The organism is Luteimonas sp. RC10 (genome assembly GCF_014192745.1).
Taxonomy (GTDB): Bacteria; Pseudomonadota; Gammaproteobacteria; order Xanthomonadales; family Xanthomonadaceae; genus Luteimonas.
Window position 1 is genome coordinate 15,031 of sequence record NZ_JACHYJ010000001.1, and the last position, 19,399, is coordinate 34,429.

Annotated in this window: 11 protein-coding genes; 1 reads left to right on the forward strand and 10 read right to left on the reverse strand. The window is 67.6% G+C overall.

The window, feature by feature from the left end:
• Nucleotides 1-148 precede the first annotated feature (148 nt).
• The 9 genes from FHW73_RS00045 to FHW73_RS00085 form a co-directional block, all read right to left on the reverse strand.
• Complete coding sequence (locus tag FHW73_RS00045; protein WP_183424675.1) at nucleotides 149-1,318, reverse strand: EAL domain-containing protein; 1,170 nt, start codon at nucleotides 1,316-1,318, stop codon at nucleotides 149-151.
• Between the two features lie 213 nt (nucleotides 1,319-1,531).
• Nucleotides 1,532-7,573, reverse strand: coding sequence for an autotransporter-associated beta strand repeat-containing protein (locus FHW73_RS00050; protein ID WP_255492527.1), 6,042 nt, complete (start codon nucleotides 7,571-7,573; stop codon nucleotides 1,532-1,534).
• A 155-nt stretch (nucleotides 7,574-7,728) separates the two neighbouring features.
• Nucleotides 7,729-7,884 carry a hypothetical protein gene (locus tag FHW73_RS00055; protein WP_183424677.1) on the reverse strand — a complete coding sequence of 52 codons (156 nt, stop codon included), beginning with the start codon at nucleotides 7,882-7,884 and terminating at the stop codon, nucleotides 7,729-7,731.
• Nucleotides 7,881-9,086 carry a DUF2827 domain-containing protein gene (locus FHW73_RS00060; RefSeq protein WP_183424678.1) on the reverse strand — a complete coding sequence of 402 codons (1,206 nt, stop codon included), beginning with the start codon at nucleotides 9,084-9,086 and terminating at the stop codon, nucleotides 7,881-7,883. The genes FHW73_RS00055 and FHW73_RS00060 overlap by 4 nt, the downstream gene beginning before the upstream one ends.
• The gene (locus FHW73_RS00065) at nucleotides 9,083-9,709 is read right to left on the reverse strand and encodes a hypothetical protein (RefSeq protein WP_183424679.1); all 627 of its coding nucleotides are present in this window, start codon (nucleotides 9,707-9,709) and stop codon (nucleotides 9,083-9,085) included. The genes FHW73_RS00060 and FHW73_RS00065 overlap by 4 nt, the downstream gene beginning before the upstream one ends.
• Nucleotides 9,706-10,839: a DUF2827 domain-containing protein gene (locus FHW73_RS00070; RefSeq protein WP_183424680.1), complete on the reverse strand. Its 1,134-nt coding sequence runs from the start codon at nucleotides 10,837-10,839 to the stop codon at nucleotides 9,706-9,708. The genes FHW73_RS00065 and FHW73_RS00070 overlap by 4 nt, the downstream gene beginning before the upstream one ends.
• The gene (locus tag FHW73_RS00075; protein WP_183424681.1) at nucleotides 10,836-12,005 is read right to left on the reverse strand and encodes a DUF2827 family protein; all 1,170 of its coding nucleotides are present in this window, start codon (nucleotides 12,003-12,005) and stop codon (nucleotides 10,836-10,838) included. The genes FHW73_RS00070 and FHW73_RS00075 overlap by 4 nt, the downstream gene beginning before the upstream one ends.
• A 111-nt stretch (nucleotides 12,006-12,116) precedes the next feature.
• Nucleotides 12,117-12,911, reverse strand: a complete 795-nt coding sequence (locus FHW73_RS00080; protein ID WP_183424682.1) for an outer membrane protein assembly factor BamE — start codon at nucleotides 12,909-12,911, stop codon at nucleotides 12,117-12,119.
• A gap of 71 nt (nucleotides 12,912-12,982) precedes the next feature.
• Nucleotides 12,983-16,348, reverse strand: a complete 3,366-nt coding sequence (locus tag FHW73_RS00085) for a YadA-like family protein (protein ID WP_255492528.1) — start codon at nucleotides 16,346-16,348, stop codon at nucleotides 12,983-12,985.
• Nucleotides 16,349-17,610: 1,262 nt separating this feature from the next.
• Here FHW73_RS00085 and FHW73_RS00090 point away from each other — a divergent pair.
• Nucleotides 17,611-18,180 carry a recombinase family protein gene (locus tag FHW73_RS00090; protein WP_183424684.1) on the forward strand — a complete coding sequence of 190 codons (570 nt, stop codon included), beginning with the start codon at nucleotides 17,611-17,613 and terminating at the stop codon, nucleotides 18,178-18,180.
• A 327-nt stretch (nucleotides 18,181-18,507) separates the two neighbouring features.
• Here the strand turns inward: FHW73_RS00090 and FHW73_RS00095 are convergent, their stop codons facing one another.
• Nucleotides 18,508-19,284 (reverse strand): AMP nucleosidase, encoded by a 777-nt coding sequence (locus FHW73_RS00095; RefSeq protein ID WP_183424685.1) that lies wholly within the window; start codon nucleotides 19,282-19,284, stop codon nucleotides 18,508-18,510.
• Nucleotides 19,285-19,399 lie beyond the last annotated feature (115 nt).

Sequence of the window (19,399 nt, forward strand, 5' to 3'; positions counted from 1 at the left end):
CAACGGCGGATGGAAGCGTTCCAGCGAAGTGCGTAGATGCGGTTCATGACGTGATGTCCTCAGAGAAAGCGGGTTGCGACCGATGGAATGAACAGCACCGATGGCACGGGAAAGGAGAAGAACGGAGCGCGTTGAGATAAATCAGGGATCAGGACGCTGCGCGCTGCAGAGCGCGCTCGCGAGAACGCAGTTGTCCGTGGCCGCGGTGCTGGCCGGCACGCCCGCGATAGAGCGACCAGTTGCCGTCCACGCCATGCATTGCCGCCTTGGTGGCTTCGCGCCGCTCGATGATGACCACGTGCGGAATTGCAGCGCGGCACAGCGCCTGCAGCGCGTCGATGACTTCGTCGCTCCAGATGTCCGGGCTTTCCTTGCGCGCATCGAGATACGCATGGTATTCGCCGATGCAGACGATCGCGGGTTTGACCGCAAGCAGAAAATCCAGATTGCAGCGGCCGCTGCCGAAGCCATCGAATGCGATCGAACAGCCGGCATCGCGCAGGCGCTGGCAGAACGCCTCCGCCGGTGCGGTGTTGAGCACCGGCACCGGCATCGCGATCTGGACCACCAGCCGGGTCGCGAGTTGCGGGTCGCTCTCAAGGCGTTCGAACAACGAGTTCCACCACAGGTCGCAAGCCGCGCTTTGCAGCGAAATGCTGCAGGCGAGCGTGAGCTCGGGATCAGCGATAAGCTGGTCGAGCGCGGTGTGCAACAGCGTGTGGTCGAGCAGGCGGGTCATGCCCAAGCGCTGCAAGGCGGACAGCCACAGCGGCAGATCGCTCGCCGGAAAGGACGATGCCGCGGACAGCTGCAGCACCAGTTCGTGATAGATGACGCAGTCGGGATCGTCGCCGGGCACGATGGTCGACCGCGCGACCTCGATGTGGCCCTTGTCCAACTGGTCGTGCAGCGCGACCGCCAGGGCGATGTCGCGCCGGTAGTCCGCCTGCCAGGTCAGGTCCTGCAGCAGCACGGCCTCGCCTTCGGCGCCCGGGCCGAGATTTGCGACCTCCTCGATCAGCCGCACCGACACCGCCGGCATGACTTCGGTGTCGTCCTCAAGCACATAACGACGGTTGAGCAGGACCAGCCAGTCTTCGACCAACTGACGCTTTTCCTGCTCGCTGAGCTCGGGGCCGGAGAAGTCGAGCCGGACGATCAACCGGTCCGGTCCGACCCACTCGATGAACGCGCCCTGCAGCGCGCAGATCCAGCTCAACGCACGCAACACGCTGGGCGCGATGCCATCGGCGCCATAGCCGGCCGCCGGGCCGAAGGTGGCATTGAGTTGACCGTAATTGCGCAGGGTGACCAACAACCAGACATCCTGCATTCGCTCCGCAGCGCGGGGATCGACCGCACACGACATGGACCAGCCTCCTTACCTGCGGCCAGCCAGGGCCGCATCCACGACAGACGATTGACGGACGCAGCGAACGCCGCCGCGTGTACCGGACATCCCGATGCAAGGCAGTGCGGTGCATCGGGCGCGATGCGGGCGCGGCGGGGTGTCCGCCGCGCCCGCGGGGCCTTACCAGCCGACCTTCACGCCGACGCTCGCCGAGAGGTCATCGCTGCGACTGCGGCTCTGATCACCGTGCGCCCACAACTTGCCGACTTCGCCGAACAGGCTCACCTCGTTGTTCACCGACAACGTGCCGCCCATCGCCAGCTCACTGCTGCGTCCACCGGTCGGGGTCACGATGTCCGCCGTCGCCGACGGGCCGATGAAGCGCGCCACGTCCTGGTCCGAACGCGTGCGGTAGTAGTTCACCCGGGTGTAGGGCTGCAGCAGTCCGGCCTCGGTCTCGAACTCACCCTTGAGCCGAAGACCGACACGCGCGGTCAGGCTGTTGGCGGCGTCCTGCTGCACCAACGCATTGGCGATCTCGACATCGTCGTTGTCCAGACGCTGGTAGATCAGCTGCAGCTGCGGCTCGAGCTGCCAGTCGCGACCGATCGGGAAGGCCTGGCCGATTTCCACTGACGCCACGCGGCTGTCGCCATCGCCCGACACCATGTCGCCGATGGTCGGGATCAGCTTGTAGCGCAGTCGGCCACCCTGCAGCACCGTGTCGACGTAGAAGCCGTTCTCGGCTTCGAAGGTGCCGTACAGACCCACGAACTTGCTGTCGAGATCGGTGCGGCCCACGGCCAGGTTCGTGCTGCCGCGCGCCGAACCCGCGACCTCCATCTCACCGGCCAGCGTGCCGAAGTAGGCGCCCACGTGCCAGTTACTGCTGGCCCACACATCCGAGCCGATCTGCAGACCGTTCTGGCGACCGCGACTGCTCGGGGTTGCATCGCCGCCTTGCTTGAGGCTGCGATCCACGCTGACCAGACGGCCCCAGGACTGCCGATACCCGGCCGATTCCGAGCGGCTGCCCATCGTCGCATCGCCCAGGCGCTGATGCAGGTTGCCGAGCATGCCAGCCGCCGATTCGCGGAACTGACCGCCCAGCGATCCGAACAGCGCCGCCTCGCCGCGGTTGCTCGAACGCAGATACCAGTTCTCGCCCAGGCCTGCGGCATCGGCCGCATACAGCCGGTACTCGAACGCACCCGCATCGACGAAATCGCCGACCAGCGAGAACCCGTCCTTGGTCGTCTGCGCGGTTGTCGTTGCCCCGTTGATTGCACGGACCACTTCAATACCGTCGCCCGTGGTCTGCGCACCGAGGCCGTCGCGGTTGGTGAGGTCGATCAGTGTGCGACCACTGACCGTACCGCCATCAATGACTAGGCGGTCGGTCGGGCTGGACGAATCGCCGAGGGCTGCGCTCATCTGCAGCACGCCGCCATCGCCGACGTAGTCGCCACGCACCGTCAGCGTCGTGCCCGGCGTTGCGCCCATCAGCGACACGGTGCCGGCATTGTGCAGGCCGGCCACCGTCTGGTCGTAGCCGGCCAGATCCAGCGTGCCGTCGGCGGCGACTTCATGCCGCGAGTTGGCACTGAAGGCGTTCGCCATCGCCGCCTGCAGCGAACCCGACGCGACCTCGGTGACGCCCGTGTAGGTGTTGGCATTGCCGAACAGCACTGCCCCCGGACCGGTCTGCACCACACGGCCAGAGCCGGTGATCGTGCCGTCGAAGCGGCTCGTGCCTGCGCGATCGAACGCCAGCGTGCCGCCATTGTCGACATTGCCGATCAGGCTGCCGGTGTCGCCCCCGTTACCAACCTGCAGCGTGCCGGCCGAGATCGTCGTGCCGCCGGTGTAGGTGTTGTCGCCGACCAATACGGTGGTCCCGGTCCCCGCCTGCGTCAGGTGTCCCGTGCCGGAGATCACCCCCGTCAGCGTCGTCTCGTCGGACCGTTTCATCACCAGCGCCGCGTTGTTGACGATGTCGCCGGCCAGGCTGCCGCTGGTGCCGCCGTCGCCGACCTGCAAGGTGCCGGCCGCAATCGTCGTACCGCCGGTGTGGGTATTGGCGCCGGTCAGCACCGTCGTCCCCGCGCCCATCTGGGTCAGATGGCCCGTGCCCGACATCGCGCCGGCCAGCGTCACTGCGTCGGAACGATTCACGGCCAGCGTGCCGTTGTTGACGATGTCGCCGACGATGTGCCCGGTCGTGCCGCCATCTCCGAGTTGCAGCGTCCGGGACGAGATCGTCGTGCCGCCGGTATAGCCATTGTCGGCGGTCAGCGTCAGCGTGCCGGTGCCGGCCTTGGTCAGCGCACCCGGTCCGTCGATCGCACCGCCCAGCGTCACCGCGTGCGCCTGCGTGTCGACCGTCGCACCACCAGCCTGGCTGGCGATCGCACGATCGCTGTCCAGGTCGGCCAGTGCGCGCAGCGTGCCGCCGTCGAAGGTCAACCCACCAGTCGCCGCACCGAGATTGCCGTCCTCTGAGATCGCCACGGTGCCACCCGCGATCGTCGTACCGCCGGTATAGGTATTCGCGCCACCGAGCACCAAGGTGCCGGCGTCGGTCTTGACCACGCCCACATCGCCTTGCAGCACCGCGTCGATCGTCGCGGTGAAGTTGGCGCCCGCCGTCGTGCCATCGCCCACGCGGATCGTGGCCCCGTTCGCATCGTCAGCGACCAGCGTCAGCGCATCGCCTTGCACCACGTAGCCGTCGGTCGCAAATTGCATCCCACCCGCGACCACGTCACCCAAGCTGTTGTCGACGTCGACCGCGCCCGCCGCGCCGGCAAAGATCGCGAACGCGCCGCTGCTGTGCGGGGCATTGAGCGTGCCGTCGGCATCGGTCCAGTTGTCGTTGCCTGCGCGCGCCTGCCACGTCCCGTCGCCGCCGCTGATCGTGCCGTCGTTGCGCCCACCCGCATCGCCGTCCCAGAAGTTCAGCGTCAGCCCGGTCGCGTTGACCAGATTGACCTGGTTCGCGATCGAGGTCTGCACGCTGATCTGCGCCGGGTCCAGCATCGTGCCCAGATCGAGCGTGTTGTTGGTCAACGCGCCGCCGTAGCTGATGACGCGATAGAGGCCGGTGCCGAATTCGCCGCCGGGCGACTGGGTAGCGTTCAAGGTCCCATCGAGCACCAGATCGCCCTCGACCACGGTCAGATCGTTGAGCGGACCCCCGACCGTGCCGGCCTGGCCAAACTGGTAATCCAGCACCGCGCCGTCAGCCAGCGACAGGTCGCCGGCGATCGTCAGCGTACCGGGTGCCCCCGTGCTCGCACCTGGCGCGAGCGTGGCGCCGCTGGCGACTGCAACATCGCCGCCAATGACGCCGGCACCGCCAATCGTTGCGCCACTGGCAACGCTGGTCGCGCCCGTGGCAGCGCGCTGGTCACCGTTGACCAGCAGCGTGCCGGCCGCGACATCGGTCGCACCGGTGTAGGCATTGGCCCCCGTCAGCACCGTGGTGCCGGTGCCGGCCTGGACAATGCGTCCACGGCCAGAAATCGCGCCGGCGAACGTGTGGACGTCCGAGCGATCGAACACCAGCTCGGCGTCGAACAGGAGGTCGCCGGCCAGGCCACCGACGACCACGTCACCCACCACACTGCCGCTGGTGCCGCCGTCGCCCAGTCGCAGCGTGCCGTTCGAGACCGCCGTGCCGCCGGTATAGGTGTTATCACCAGTGAGCGTCGTGGTGCCGAAGCCGGTCTGCAGCACATGCCCGCTGCCGGAAATGGTGCCTGCGAGCGTCAATGCATCGCTGCGCCGGATTTCCAGCGTGGCGTTGTTGACCACATCACCGACCAGACTGCCAGTAGTACCGCCCGCGCCAAGCTGCAGCGTGCCGGACGAAATCGTTGTGCCGCCGGTGTAGGTGTTATCGGCGGTCATCACCGTTGTGCCGTCGCCGATCTGGTGCACCTGACCACTGCCGGAGACGAGGTTGCCCAGCGTCGCCGTCCCGGACCGATCCACCGCCAGCGTCGCGTTGTTGACGATGTCGCCGAGCACGCTGCCGGTCGTGCCACCATGGCCCAGCTGCAGCGTGCCGCCTGCGATCGTCGTGCCGTCGGTGTAGGTGTTGTCGGCGCCCAGTACCAGCGTGCCGGCGTCGGTCTTGGTCACCGCCGTGTCACCCTGCAACACCGTGTCGAGGGTCGCGGTGTAGTCCGCGCCCGCTGTCGTACCGTCGCCTACCCGCAGCGTCGCGCTGCCGGTGCCGTCGTCGATCAGCGTCAGGGCATCGCCCGCCACGCGGTACCCGTCGGTCGCGAACTGCAGGCCGCTCGCAGTCACGGCGCTGACGCTGTTGTCCACGTTCACCGTGCCGCCGGTGCCGGCGAAGATCGCAAATGCGCCATCGGCATACAGTGCATTGATCGCGCCGTCGCGGTCGGTCCAGTTGTCGCTTCCGCGCGGTGTCCGCGCCTGCCAGGTGCCGTCACCACCGCTGATTGTGCCGTCGTTGCGACCGCCGGCATCGCCGTCCCAGAAGTTCAGGCTCAGGCCCGTGGCATTGATCAGATTGACCTGGTTGGCCACCGAGGTCTGCACGTTGAACACATCCGGGTCGAGACTGGTGCCCAGGTCCAGCCCGTTGTCGGTCAGGCTGCCGCTGTAGCTGATCACCCGGTACAGGCCGCCACCGAAGGTGCCGCCCGGCGATGCGGTCGCGTTCAAGATGCCGTCGAGCACCAGGTCGCCTTCGACCACGGTCAGATCGTTGAGCGAGCCACCCACCGTGCCGGCCTGGCCGAACTGGTAGGCGAGCGCGCTGCCGGCCGACAGCGACAGGTCGCCGGCGATCGTCAGCGTGCCCGGCGCCCCGGCACTGGCGCCCGGCGACAGCGTGGCGCCGTCGGCGATGACGACATCGCCGCCGATCACACCACTGCCGCCGACCGTCGTGCCCCGAGTCGTCGTCACCGTCCCGGTCGCGGCGCGCTGGTTGCCGTTGACCAGCAACGTGCCGGCCAGGATCTCGGTGGCGCCGGTGTAGCTGTTGGCGCCTGTCAGCGTGGTTGTTCCCGTCCCCGTCTGGGTCAAGGTGCCGCTGCCGGAGATCACGCCACCGAGCGTGATCGCGTTGCTGCGTTCGACGACCAAGCTGGCATTGTTGACGATGTTGCCGACCACGCTGCCGGTCGTGCCGCCGTTGCCCAGCTGCAGGGTGCCGGTCTCGATCGTCGTGCCAGCGGCGTAGGTGTTGTTGCCGGTGTAGACCAGCGTGCCGGGACCACGCTTGGCGACACTGCCCGTGCCGGTGACCGCCTGGGAGATCGTGAACGTATTGGTCGGGCTGACGATGTCGATCGCGCCTGCATCATTGACCGTGATCTGGCGCGCCGTACTGGTGAACGCGTCGCCGGCTACACGCAAGGTGCTACTGCCAAGCAAGGTCAGGCCGCCAGACGACGCACCAAGCGCCCCGTCCGAGGACACGGTCAGCGAACCGTCAAAGATCCGCCATGGCGTGAGCGCGGCCGTGGTGCCGGTCAGCGTCCAATCGGTTCCCACCACCTGGAATATTCCGAACCCGCGATACTTCGCCGCGTCGCCGATCTCGGCGACATTGAACGTCCCCGTGCGATTGTCGACCGTCCCACCGAGAGCCAAGGTATCGTTTCGGGAAAAGGCCAGGACGTTACCGTTGATCACGCCGCCGGGCTGCAACTCCAGCGTATTGCGGCCGGTACCGAACAGGACCGCCTCCCTGCGAGTGCCGTTGGGGAATAGGCCACCTGTGATGACACCGGCGTTAGAGACGTATGCATTGAAGCCATGGATACCGGGGCTGGCGACCGAGGTCCCGCCACCGCCGTTGCCGCCCACGATGGTGCCGAAGTTATACAGTTTGGCTTGCTTTGTTGGATCGTCCCCGCCGAGGATGTAGGCACCGTAACCACCATTATGTTCAAAGCCGCCATTCGGTCCGATGATCCGGCCGGTGGTCGTATTGGTGAGCTCGGTTCCCCCGCCTTCGAGCTTGACGCCTGACCCGGAGTGACCGCCGGCGGCGCCGCCGTTTCCGCCCTGCAGCGTGCCGCTGTTGACGTGCCCCTCGTTGCCGATGAGCACGGCACCAAAGCCACCGACGTTATCGTGTGCCGGCGCCGGATTACCGACCAAGGTCCCGGTGTTGTTCATGATCGTGCCGTTGAACACTGCCCCAGGCGCGCCTTGGGCGTGCGCAAGCGGCATCCCGGCTGCAAACAGCCCTACCGACAGCACGGCGGCGCCAATCGTGCGACCGCTTCCTGCGGACGCACCGGATGCGGGCCGCGTGCGCCTGGCCAGTTCACTGGTCACGACCCAACGGCGGATGGAGGCGTTCCAGCGGAGTGCGTAGATGCGATTCATTGAGAGACGTCCTCGGTAATGGTCATTGCGGCCGAAATGGCCATGGCGCGGGTGGAGTCGAAACACGACAGGAAACAGAACAAGGCAATGGGCTCGCCAGATGCGGCCAGTCCCTGGTGATGCAGGTGCGCAAGCGAAGGCAGCCGGCTCATGGCCGCGCCTCGGTGCTGCACAGGTTCGCGAGCAGCGCGTCGTAGGCGCCGATGAGCGCGCGGTCGGTGCTCAGATACGGCGCGATGCGCTCGCGCTGGGTCGTGCGATAGCTGTCCCAGTGCAGGTCGTGCCGGGTCAGCGCTTCGATCAGCTGCTGCGCGCCGGCCTGCACGTCATTGCCGGGGTAGTAGTAGCCCAGACCCGCGCACAGCGAGGCGTTGTGCACCAGCGCATAGCCCTGCCAGCACACATCGAAGTAGAAGTAGTTGAGGGGGTTTGCCCACTGGTGCGAGATCACCACGTCGGTGTGCGCGGCCAGGAAGTCAGGCGTTTCGAAGCGGCCGACGAAGCTCGCCCGCCCCGCACGCACGATGTCGAGCTGGGCCATCAGCCCGATGAACTCCGGGCTTTCGACCGCGATGCGCGCCGCATTGGTGACGTGCAGGTGGCCGATGGCCTCGGGCACGCGTCGCCAGGCCTCTTCGGCGATCAGCACCGGATAGAGACAAAACTTGGTGATGTCGTGGTTGGGCTCCATCACCGTCAGCCGCTTGGGGCCATCGGCGGGGCGGTACTGGCCGGCATGCGGCAGCGCGAGCGTGCGCTGTTCGAGGAACATCGGGTCCCACACGAACGGCACGATCGTGGCCGGCACCCGGCGCAGCGTCTGCAGGAAGTGCAGCGTGCTTTCGGCGACCTGCGGGATTACCCAGACCGCGTCGTAGCGGGTGTTGACGAAGATCGTGTCCCACAGCCGCCGCCCGAACAGGATCGCCTGGGCGTTGTGGATGTACTCGAAGCCGCAGCAGTAGCTGACCAGGCGCGTGCCGCGCGCCTTGAGGTGCTGGGTCTGCGCGGCGTCGATCTGCCCGCCGAGTTCGATCAGCACGTCCAACTGGTCGCGGCAGGCCTCGAACGACACCGTCGGAAACTGCTTGAGATCCCACGGCAGCCGGTCGGTGATCGGCACGTCGGTGACGTTGACCAGCAGCACCTGGTGGCCGTGCGGGCTGCCCAGCAGCAGCTTGGCCAGGTACAGCGCGTTCTGCTTGATGCCGTTGGTCCACAGGCTTTCGTCGGCACTGTGCAGGCCCAGCGTGATGCCGATGCGCAGCGGTGTGCGTACCACGCCTTCGTCGGTCAGGTCGCGCACATAGGCCGCGCGCCGGCCGGTGAGCCGCCCGAGCAGGGACTCGATCATTGCCCGCCCTCCGCGGCCTGGGTGCCGGGCGCGGTGCCGGGGATGCGGGTCGGTCGGCCGATGCCGTACTGCACGTGGCGCCAGACCATCAGGCAGCCGGGCGAGGCGCGGACCAGCATCACCGTTTCCTGTGGCCGCTCGGCCAGGGTGTAGACATCGACCGTGGGCAGGAACGGGACCCGGGTGTAGCCGACGAGTTCGTCGTGGGCCAGCACGTTGCAGGCGCGGCGGTCGGCCTGGATGTTCTCGACCAGGAACGCGCAGCCGCCGTTGCGCTCGGGCACGCGGTTGACCGACAGCAGCATCGTGCGGTCGCGGGTCTCGGAGGCGAGCAGGCTGAAGAACGCGCCGTCGTCGGGCGACTCGCGATCCCAGTCCAGCAGCACGTCCTGGCGCAGCACATCGCGCGAGACGCTGGCCGAGATCGCCGACAGCGCCGGCAGGCAGGTGCGGATGCCGGCCCGGCGGGCGGCGCTGGCCAGCAGGGGCAACGCCTGGCTCGACGGCATCGCCACCGGTTGCGCTTCGGCGGCCTGGGTCACCGCCGCCAGGAGGATGTGGGCCACGACACAGGCCGCCAGGAACCAGGCGGCGAGCGCGGCACGGGCTTGATGTCGTCTCATGCGAACAGCGCCTCCAGCGCCGCTTCGTACTGCCTGACGTTGTCGGGATTGGCCGGGTGGAGCGTGTCGAGGAACGCACGCGCCTCGCGGCGATAGCCGGCGAGCGAGGCGTCGTGCAGGGCGTGGGCCTCGCGCAGGGCGCGGGCGCCGTCTTCGCAATCGAAGTCGTGATAGCGGTAGCCGCAGCCACCGAGCAGCGACGAGTTGTGGATCAGCGGAAAGCCGCCCCACAGCGCTTCGTAGTAGAGGTAGTTCTGGGCGTTCTCCCAGTGATGCGACACCAGCGCATCGGCGCTCACGCCGAGGATGTCGGCGATCGGCAGGCGCGGCTCGAAGGTGGCGATGCCGTGGTTGACCAGGTCCAGGCTGCGGGCGAAGACCACGAAGTCCGGGTTGGCCTTCATCTGCAGCGTGTTGTGCACGCGCAGGTGCACGATGAAGTCCGGGTTCTGACGGTGGGCGAGATCGCACACCAGCATCGGGATGTGGCAGGTCTTGACCGAACAGATGTTCGGCTCGCACACCGCCAGCCGCCAACGCGTGCGACCGGGCGTGTACTCGAACGCGACACCGGACTCGGCGGCGCGGTGCTCGAGCATTGCCGGGCTCCACAGGTGGCCCATGGTGCGCACCGGGGCGCCGAGCACGTGCCGGTAGTAGCTGGCGCAGGTCGCCTCGAACGCCGGCAGGGTCCAGACGCTGTCGTAGACCACGCCCGAGGCCCGCATGCCGGGCGGCAGGCCGTAGATCATCCGCTCGATGTCGATGACGTAGTCGTTGGCGACGTGCATCGCAACGATCCGCCCGCCCTTCTCGCGGAACGCCTGGGCCCAGGTCGGGTCGAGCTGGGCGCTGAGCTCGATGACCACGTCGAGTTCGTCGAGCGCGGTCGCAAGATCGATCACCGGCACCGGCGAGGCGGCCAGGAAGTCGCCGCTCTGGGTCGGGTCGCCGTCGCCACCGTTGACCAGCCGCACCGAGCCCACGCGCGGCGCGCACAGCAGCAGCGTGGCCAGCAGGAAGCAGTTCTGGAAGATGCCGTTCTCCCAGATCGACTGCTGCCCGCGCCGGACATACAGCGTGATGCCGACCTCGAGCAGGCCGCCGCGCCGTCCCTTGGCCCCGGTCATGCGAGCGCCTCCGACAGCGGCGCCGGCGCCATCGCCAGCAGCCGGGCGAACGCCGCGACATTGCTTGGCACCTGCGGGTGCAGGGCGCCGAGGAACGCCAGCTCGCGCAGGCGCGCCGCGCCAAAGCCCGCCAGGCACTCGCGCGCCGCCTCGGCCAGCCGCTCGGCACCGGCATCGATATCGAAGCCGGGGTAGTAGGCGCCCACGCCGGCGTCGTGCAACCACGGCGAGTTGTGCACCAGCGCAAAGCCGCCGTAGAGCACATCGAGCCAGGTGGCGTCCTGGTCGCGGCACCATTGGTGCGCGATGACCATGTCGATCCGGTGCTCGGCGCTGTAGCGCGCGAAGCCCTGCGCACCGGTGAGCAACAGACGATCGTCGGCGACCAGCCGCAGGTGCGGGCTGAGCGCGGCGAAGGTCGGGTGCTGGCGCAGGTGCAGGCTGCCGAGCACGTGGACGTGTTCGATGGCAGCGCTGCCCGTCCGATACGCGTGCTCGGCGATCAGGATCGGCAGCAGCGCCACATCGAGCACGGAGGTATTGCTGGCGATGCAGGCGATGCGCAGGTGCTGGGCCTGGGTATCGGCGAGGTCCACGCCTTCCCGCGCCACGCGCGCGCAGCGTGAGCCGAACTCGATCCCCTGCCCCTGCAGCACCCGGGCCTGCGCATCGACGAACTCCGGGCCCCACAGCAGCGGAACTTCGCGCACCGGACAGCGGTGCAGTGCCCGCATCGTCGGCGCCAGGGCGGCGTCGCGCGGCAGCAGCCAGACTTCGTCGCAGCGGCGGGGCCGGGCAAAGCCGCGCGGCCGGTCAAAGATCGTCGCCTCCATCAGCCGCGCATACGGCGGATGCGGCGGGTGCAGCACCACGCGCTTGCCGCGTGCGCGCAGATAGTCGAGCCATTCCAGGTCGGGCTGGCCGCCGATCTCGATCAGCATGTCCAGTTGCTCGGTGGCTTCACGCTGGCTGGCCACCGGGAAGCGCAACGACTCCGGGTCGGCCTCGTCCATCGCCTGCGGCACCTGCGCGGTGTCGACCAGCAGCACGTGCTCGACCGTGTCCACGGCCGACAGCGCCTGTGCCATGTGCAGCGCGCGGCGACGCGCCGCCGCCTCGGCGGCGTCGTGCGGATGCGCACTGCTGATCGAAATCCCGATTCTCATTCCGTTGTGTCCTCGCTCGATTCCATGGCCGCGCCGGGCGGCCCCCTGGTGTCACGCGATGGGGCGATCCCGCCCCGATGGCTTACGTTCGATGGCGACGTTCGACGTGGGCTACTTCATGTGCCGCTCCGGATCGGCAACGCCTGGTCCGCCGTGGTCGGCGGCCGCGGTTTCGACCTGCGCCCACCGCTGCGGCATCTCGGACGGAGGCGCGCGCCGGACGGCGAACCAACTGGGCCAGTCCCGCTGCGCCTCCCCATGCGGGCCCATCGGCGCGGCATGCAGGGTGTCGGGCCGCACCGGGGCACCGGCGCGCGCTCGATACACGAACGCCGACTGCCGATGGCCCTGCGTGCCCGACAGCGCACCGCGGGCGTGCTCGGCCGGCGGCATCCGCACGTCCACATGCGGCGACTCGCACGCACTCCGGCGGCGCGCCGCGGCGGCACCTTCCCGCACCTCGTCACGCGCCATCGGCGCGCAGCCGGCCGGCTGGAACGCGATGCCGGTCGAGCGGTTGTCCTTGTCGAACCAGATCCGCGCCCGGCACGTCTCGGCCACCGCCGCCCGCGGACTGGGCTTGATGACATAGCTCCACTCGCGCGGCTCGGGCAGCCCATCGCTGAACTGCGGCGGACCCAGCAGCGCCAGCACCTGGCGCCGCGTCATGCCGAGCACCAGCCGTCGCAGTTCGGCCTCGGATACGAAAATGCCTTGTCTCGCCTGCTCTTCGGCAGCGAGGTTGGGAAACAACAGCTCGCTGATCGGCGAACTGCTTCCAGTGATCCCGCGGGCCAGTTGGGACGCCCGTCCCGTGCCCGCAAACAACAACACGATCAACGCCAGGGCGAGGATCAACAGCACCAGCAACACCACGGTGCCCAGCTTTGCCAGGAACGACTTCACGCACCACCTCCTGTCGAGCGAATGCCGTCCACGCACGGCAGCCCGAGGGCTGCCGTGCGCGGTTCAACGCATCACCACTGATAGCCGACGCTCACCCCTGCACCGGTCTTGTCGCGGGTGTTGACGGTGGCACCGCCCTTGAACACCCAGTCGCCGTCTTCCGAGACGCGCGACACGCCCACCGCCAATGCGCCTTCGCCGTCGTACCCGCCGAGCGAGGCCGAAACCATGCTCTTCCCCGGGTCGGTGGGCTGCGGCATCATCGCCATCGCCATCGCACCTGCGATGCCGGCGTTGGTGTTGCGCTCGATCCGGTCCACCCGGTACTCGACCGCACGCAGCTGGCGCATGTTCGCCGCGTCCGTATCGGCGATACCGTCGGCCACATTGACGATGCGACGCTCATGGCCAGGCGAGCCCACCGAGACGGTGTTGGGCTGATCGGCGATCGAGCCGGCCCCCAACGCGACCGAGTTGGCGCCGCTGGCCACCGCACCCGCACCGATCGCAGTGCCCTGGTTGCTGGCCGACGAGCCCGAACCGATGGCCGTGGTCTTGTCGCCATTGGCGTTGGAATCCGAGCCGACTGCGGTCGAACCGCCACCGCTGGCGCTGGAGCCACCGCCCACGGCCAGGCTGCCGTCGCCGTCGGCCTTTGCCGGCGGACGCGGGGTGCCGCCGGTGTCGCCACCGCCGCCGATCAGGCTGCCGCCGCCAGTGCCGATGCTGCTCAGCGCCGTCGACAGCGACGCCAGACCGGTCGAGGTCGAGGTCGACAACGAGCCCAGCTGACGGCCGTTGACCGCATCGGTGCTGTCGCTCGCCAGCGACCCGTCGGAGACGTTGGTCAGGCCGACCGTGCCGGTCGCCGAGGTGCCACCGAGCGTGGCCTTGGTGTGCGAGGCATCGTCGTACTGCACCGCATTCGGCGAGCCGCCGCCATTGACCGTGATGTTGGCGATCGCGGTGGAGGTGGAGGTCGACAGCGCGCTGAGGTTGAAGTTGGTCGTGCTCAGGCTCGTCGACAGCGCGCCCAGCTGGCTGCCATTGACCGCATCGGTGCTGTTGGCTGCAAGCGAACCCGCCGCCACGTTCATCAGCCGCACCGGCGCCTGGGCCGCCGCGCCGCCGAAGGTGACCGCGTCGTGGTTGACGTCGTTGTACTGCACCGCGTTGAAGCCGCTACCGCCCGCCGACAGATTGGCGAATGCGGTCGAGGTCGACGTGGACAGCGAGGCGAGGTTGAAGCCCACTGTGCTCAGGCCGGTCGAGGTCGAGGTCGACAGCGAGCCCAGCTGGCTGCCGTTGATCGCGTCCGTGCTGTTGGCCGCCAGCGAACCGGCCGCCACATTGGTCAGCCGCACCGGCGCCGTCGCCGACGTGCCGCCCAGCGTGACGATCGAGCGCGAGGCGTCGTTGTACTGCACCGCGTTGGCCGCCCCGGTCGACAGATTCGCGAACGCCGTCGAGGTCGAGGTGGACAGCGAGCCCAAGCCGGTCGAGGCCGAGGTCGACAGCGCGGTGACGGTGCTGTTGGTCGAGCTCAGGCCAGTGGACAGCGAGCCCAGACCGGTCGAGGTCGAAGTCGACAGCGCGCCCAGCTGACTACCATTGACCGCATCGGTGCTGTCGGCGGCGAGCGAACCCGCAGCAACATTGGTCAGCCGCACCGGCGCCGTCGCCGACGTGCCGCCCAGCGTGACCGCCGTGCGCGAGACATCGTTGTATTGCACGGCATTCGTGCTGCCCCCGGTCGACAGGTTGGCGAACGCCGTCGAGGTCGAGGTGGACAGCGAGCTCAGGTCGAAGCGGGTCGTGCTCAGCCCGGTGGACAACGAGCCCAGGCCGGTCGAGGTCACCGTGGACAGCGAACCGAGCTGGCTGCCGTTGACCGCGTCGGTGCTGTCGGCCGCCAGTGAACCGGCCGCCACATTGGTCAACCGCACCGGCGCCGTCGCCGACGTGCCGCCGAACGTGACCGCCGTGTGCGAGGCATCGTTGTACTCGACCACGTTGCCGCTCAGGCTCGACAACGACGCGATCGTGCTGTTGGTCGAGCTCAAACCCGTCGATAGCGAGCTCAGGCCGGTCGAGGTCGAGGTCGACAGCGAACCGAGCTGCGCGCCATTGACCGCATCGGTGCTGTCGGCGGCCAGCGAACCGGCCGCCACGTTGGTCAGCCGCACCGGCGCGGTCGCCGAGGCGCCACCCAGCGTGACCGCCGTGTGCGTGGCATCGTTGTACTGCACCGCGTTGGCCGTCCCGGTCGACAGATTCGCGAACGCCGTCGAGGTCGAGGTCGACAGCGAGCCCAGGCCGGTCGAGGCCGAGGTCGACAGCGACGCAACGGTGCTGTTGGTCGTGCTCAGGCCCGTCGAGGTCGAAGTCGACAGCGAGCCGAGCTGGCTGCCGTTGACCGCATCCGTGCTGTCGGCGGCCAGCGAGCCGGCGGCCACATTGGTCAACCGCACCGGCGTGGTCGCATTGGCACCGCCGAAGGTCACGACCGCACGCGAGAAGTCGTCGTACTGCACCGCGTTCTCGGTCCCGCCGGTCTGCAGGTTCGCGAACGCCGTCGAGGTCGAAGTCGACAGCGAGTTCAGGCCGGCCAGAGTCGACGTCGACAGCGAGCCCAGCTGGCTGCCGTTGACCGCATCGGTGCTGGTTGCAGCCAGCGAACCGGCGGCCACATTGGTCAACCGCACCGGTGCGGTCGCCGAGGCGCCGCCGAGGGTAACCGCCGTGTGCGAAGCGTCGTCGTAGAGCACGGCGTTCTGGCCGAGGGTCGACAGCGAGGCGACCGTGCTGTTGGTCGTGCTCAGGCCGGTCGACAGCGAGCCCAGGCCGGTCGAGGTCGAGGTCGACAGCAGACCGAGCTGGCCGCCATTGACCGCGTCCGTGCTGCCCGCCGCCAGCGAGCCGGCCGCCACGTTGGTCAGCCGCACCGGCGCGACGGAGCCTGCACCACCGAGCGTGACGACACCGTGCGTCGCGTCGTCGTACTGCACCGCGTTGGCGGCGACGGTCGACAGCGAGGTCAACGAGCTGTTGGTCGTGCTCAGGCCGGTCGACAGCGAGCCGATGCCGGTGGACAGCGATACCAGGCCGGTCGAAGTCGATGTGGACAGCGAGCCCAACTGACTGCCATTGACCGCATCGGTGCTGGTGGTCGCGAGCGAACCGGCCGCGACATTGGTCAGCCGCACCGGCGCCGTCGCCGCGATCCCGCCCAAGGTGACCGACGTGCGCCCCGCGTCGTTGTACTGCACGGCATTACCACCACCCGTGCCGCTGCCGACTGCGGTCGACAGCGAGCTGATGCTGGTCGAGGTCGAGGCCGACAGCAGATTGATGCCCTGGTAGGCCGCATTGAGCTGGCTGCCATTAACTGCATCGGTGCTGGTGGCGCTGACGCGGCCAGCTGCAACATTGGTCAACGTGCGTGTGAATACGACACCCGTACCTGCGGTCGCTCCGCCGATACTCACTGTGCCGGTCGGCGTGCTGCCCGCAAACGTATAGCTTTGCCCACCCACCGCTCCAGCAGGCGTGGCCACGGCCACAGCGGTTGAGGAAAGTGCCCCCAAAGCGACGTCGAAACTGTTGTTGGCGATCGCTTGTTGTCCCAGAGCGACAGCGCCGTTCTGCCGGGCTTGAGCCAGTCCGCCTGCTGCGACGGTCCCCGCGTCTGAGGCGACAGCCTGATCGCCGATCGAAATCGCACGGAGAGCCGATGCGGTTGCTAGACGACCCAACGCAATGGCGTTCTGCCCCTGTGCTCTTGCGCCTCCGCCGACCGAAACTCCATAGGCGCCGGTCGCATATGCGCTGTAACCGAGCGCTACAGAGACATCGCCCGTTGCGCGCGCACCACCGCCAACGGCAGTAGCCGCATAGCCAGCGACCGCCGCATAACCGCAAGCAACATCTGCACCGCTCGTGGGATTTGTTGAGCCTGCAGGCGTCCCATCAAGAAGCCGGCAGATGACATCCTGGTTTGCTTGTGCCATCGCCGCTTGCGGCACTGCAAACATGGCACCGGTCAACAGCAGTGCCTGCGAGCCCCACAGCGCGCAGCGCAGGGCGGTGGTGAGCCTGGTATCGGACGGGGCACGGACGGCACCGGTCACCACGCCGGCCGCGCCCTCGGCGCTGGCCAGTTCGGACGTCACGACCACTTGTTGCAGTGCGCGACTCCATTTCTTCTGATAGATCCTGTTCAATTTCGCGTCCTCAATCGTATTGGCAACGTTCGTATGACTGCCATGCGCCTTTGGCTGGCAGTGCGTTATGGGTTAATGCACCGGGAGACGCCCACGCACGCGCCGCCGCCCTCTCCAGGGAGACGTGTCTTGTCGCGTGCGCCCTCTTGCCCGCTCTGCGGCGCATCGTCGTGATGCCGACCAGCCAGCGAATGCGTACGGGCTTATCCCCAACCGCTATTCATTCTGTTAATCTGTAACGCCCACTCGAAAGGAAATAAAATGCAAAACTTGGTGAAACTTCGAGCGTTTCCGGGCGAAAGGGATCCCTTGTGCAAGAATGAAATTGCCCACAATATTGGCGGGCAAAAGTAAGGGCGTATCGCGCATTAAGGATTCGGCGCAGCCGAAATTGACAGAAGGAGGAAAGGGATCCCTTGTGTCAACAGCGCGTGTCACCCACGGGGACTGGCGGACATGGGGGCTGCGCGGTAACTATGAGATTCCTAGGCTATGCGCGTGTGTCGACCGACGAGCAGAACGTCAGCCTGCAACTGAACGCCCTGAAGGCGGCTGGCTGCAGCGAGATCTTCACTGACGAGGGCATCTCCGGCGGGCAGCGTTCGCGACCCGGACTGGAGAATCTGCTGTCCACTGCGCAACCCGGCGACACGCTGGTGGTCTGGCGCCTGGATCGCCTGGGCCGTTCGTTGACGCACCTCGTCGAACTGCTGGCGGACCTCGGCCAGCGCGACATCCGCTTCCGCTCGCTGTGCGAGTACATCGACACCGCCTCATCAGGTGGCCGGCTCGTCTTCCACATGATGGCGGCGCTGTCGGAGTTCGAGCGCTCGTTGATCAGCGAACGCACGCGGGCCGGCATGGCGGCAGCGCGCGCGAAGGGGCGCCATCTGGGGCGCGCATCCGCGCTCTCGCCGGCCCAGCGCGAGGAAGCCCGCAAGCTGGTGCAATGCGAACATCTGCCACACAGGGATGTGGCGCAGCGCTTCAATGTGCACCCGCGCACGATCGCGCGACTCATCGCACGCGATAGCGGCGACGGATAAGCGCATTACGCAGCATGGACGCCCTGTGCGGCCGGATGCGCCCCGGGCGACTGGTGACGGCAGTGCTTCGTCGCCGTCATTTGCGTCTGCACGTCGGTATTGACGCCGTGATCTCGCATCGGATCAGCCCGTTACCTGTGCAGTCCGTCACCTTCGGATGGCACAACGGCCTGTCGACGTCATCGAGGATTTTTCCGAGATTCCAGCGTGCTGCGCATCTTCATGATGCGCGCGTCAGTCTTTCCATGCCCATATCGTGCCGCACGCAGCTGCCCATTCGGGCAGCTGCGAATGCAACCTGGATACAAACAAAGGCTTGTGGTGCCCTTACTCGTCGAAGCGCAGATGCCGGACCGACTTGCCGTGGCGGCGGATCAGCTTCAACGCTTCGATGCCGATCTGGATGTGGCGCTCGACGAAGTCGGCGCTGACCCGGGCATCGGAGGCTTCGGTCTTGACGCCTTCGGGAATCATCGGCTGGTCGCTGACCAGCAGCAGCGCACCCGACGGAATGCGGTTGGCGAAGCCGGCAGCGAAGATCGTCGCGGTTTCCATGTCGATGGCCATGCAGCGCATCGCTCGCAGCCGTTCCTTGAACGCGTCGTCGTGTTCCCAGACCCGGCGGTTGGTGGTGTAGACGGTGCCGGTCCAGTAGTCGTGGCCGAGATCGCGGATCATCGTCGAGACCGCGCGTTGCAGCGCGAACGCGGGCAGCGCCGGCACCTCCGGCAACAGGTAGTCGCTGCTGGTGCCCTCGCCACGGATCGCCGCGATCGGCAGCACCAGGTCGCCCAACTGGTTCTTGCGCTTGAGGCCGCCGCACTTGCCCAGGAACAGCACCGACTTGGGCATGACCGCCGAGAGCAGGTCCATCATCGTCGCCGCGTTGGGGCTGCCCATACCGAAATTGATCATCGTGATGCCGTCGGCAGTGGCGCTGGGCATCGGCCGGTCCAGGCCCACGACCTCGGCGCCGGTCAGGCGCGCGAAGTGATGCAGGTAGCCGCCGAAGTTGGTCAACAGCACATGCTCGCCGAACTGGTCCAGCGGCACGCCGGTGTAGCGTGGCAACCAGTTGCCGACAATCTGGTCTTTTTCTTTCATCGTCTTCTCCTTGCTTCGCAGGCATTCTCGCATCGCGCGCCGGTCGGCCGCAGCCCGCCACAACTGCGCGCACGGTCGCAGTGCGCTCGGCCACGACACGGGTACACTCGACGAC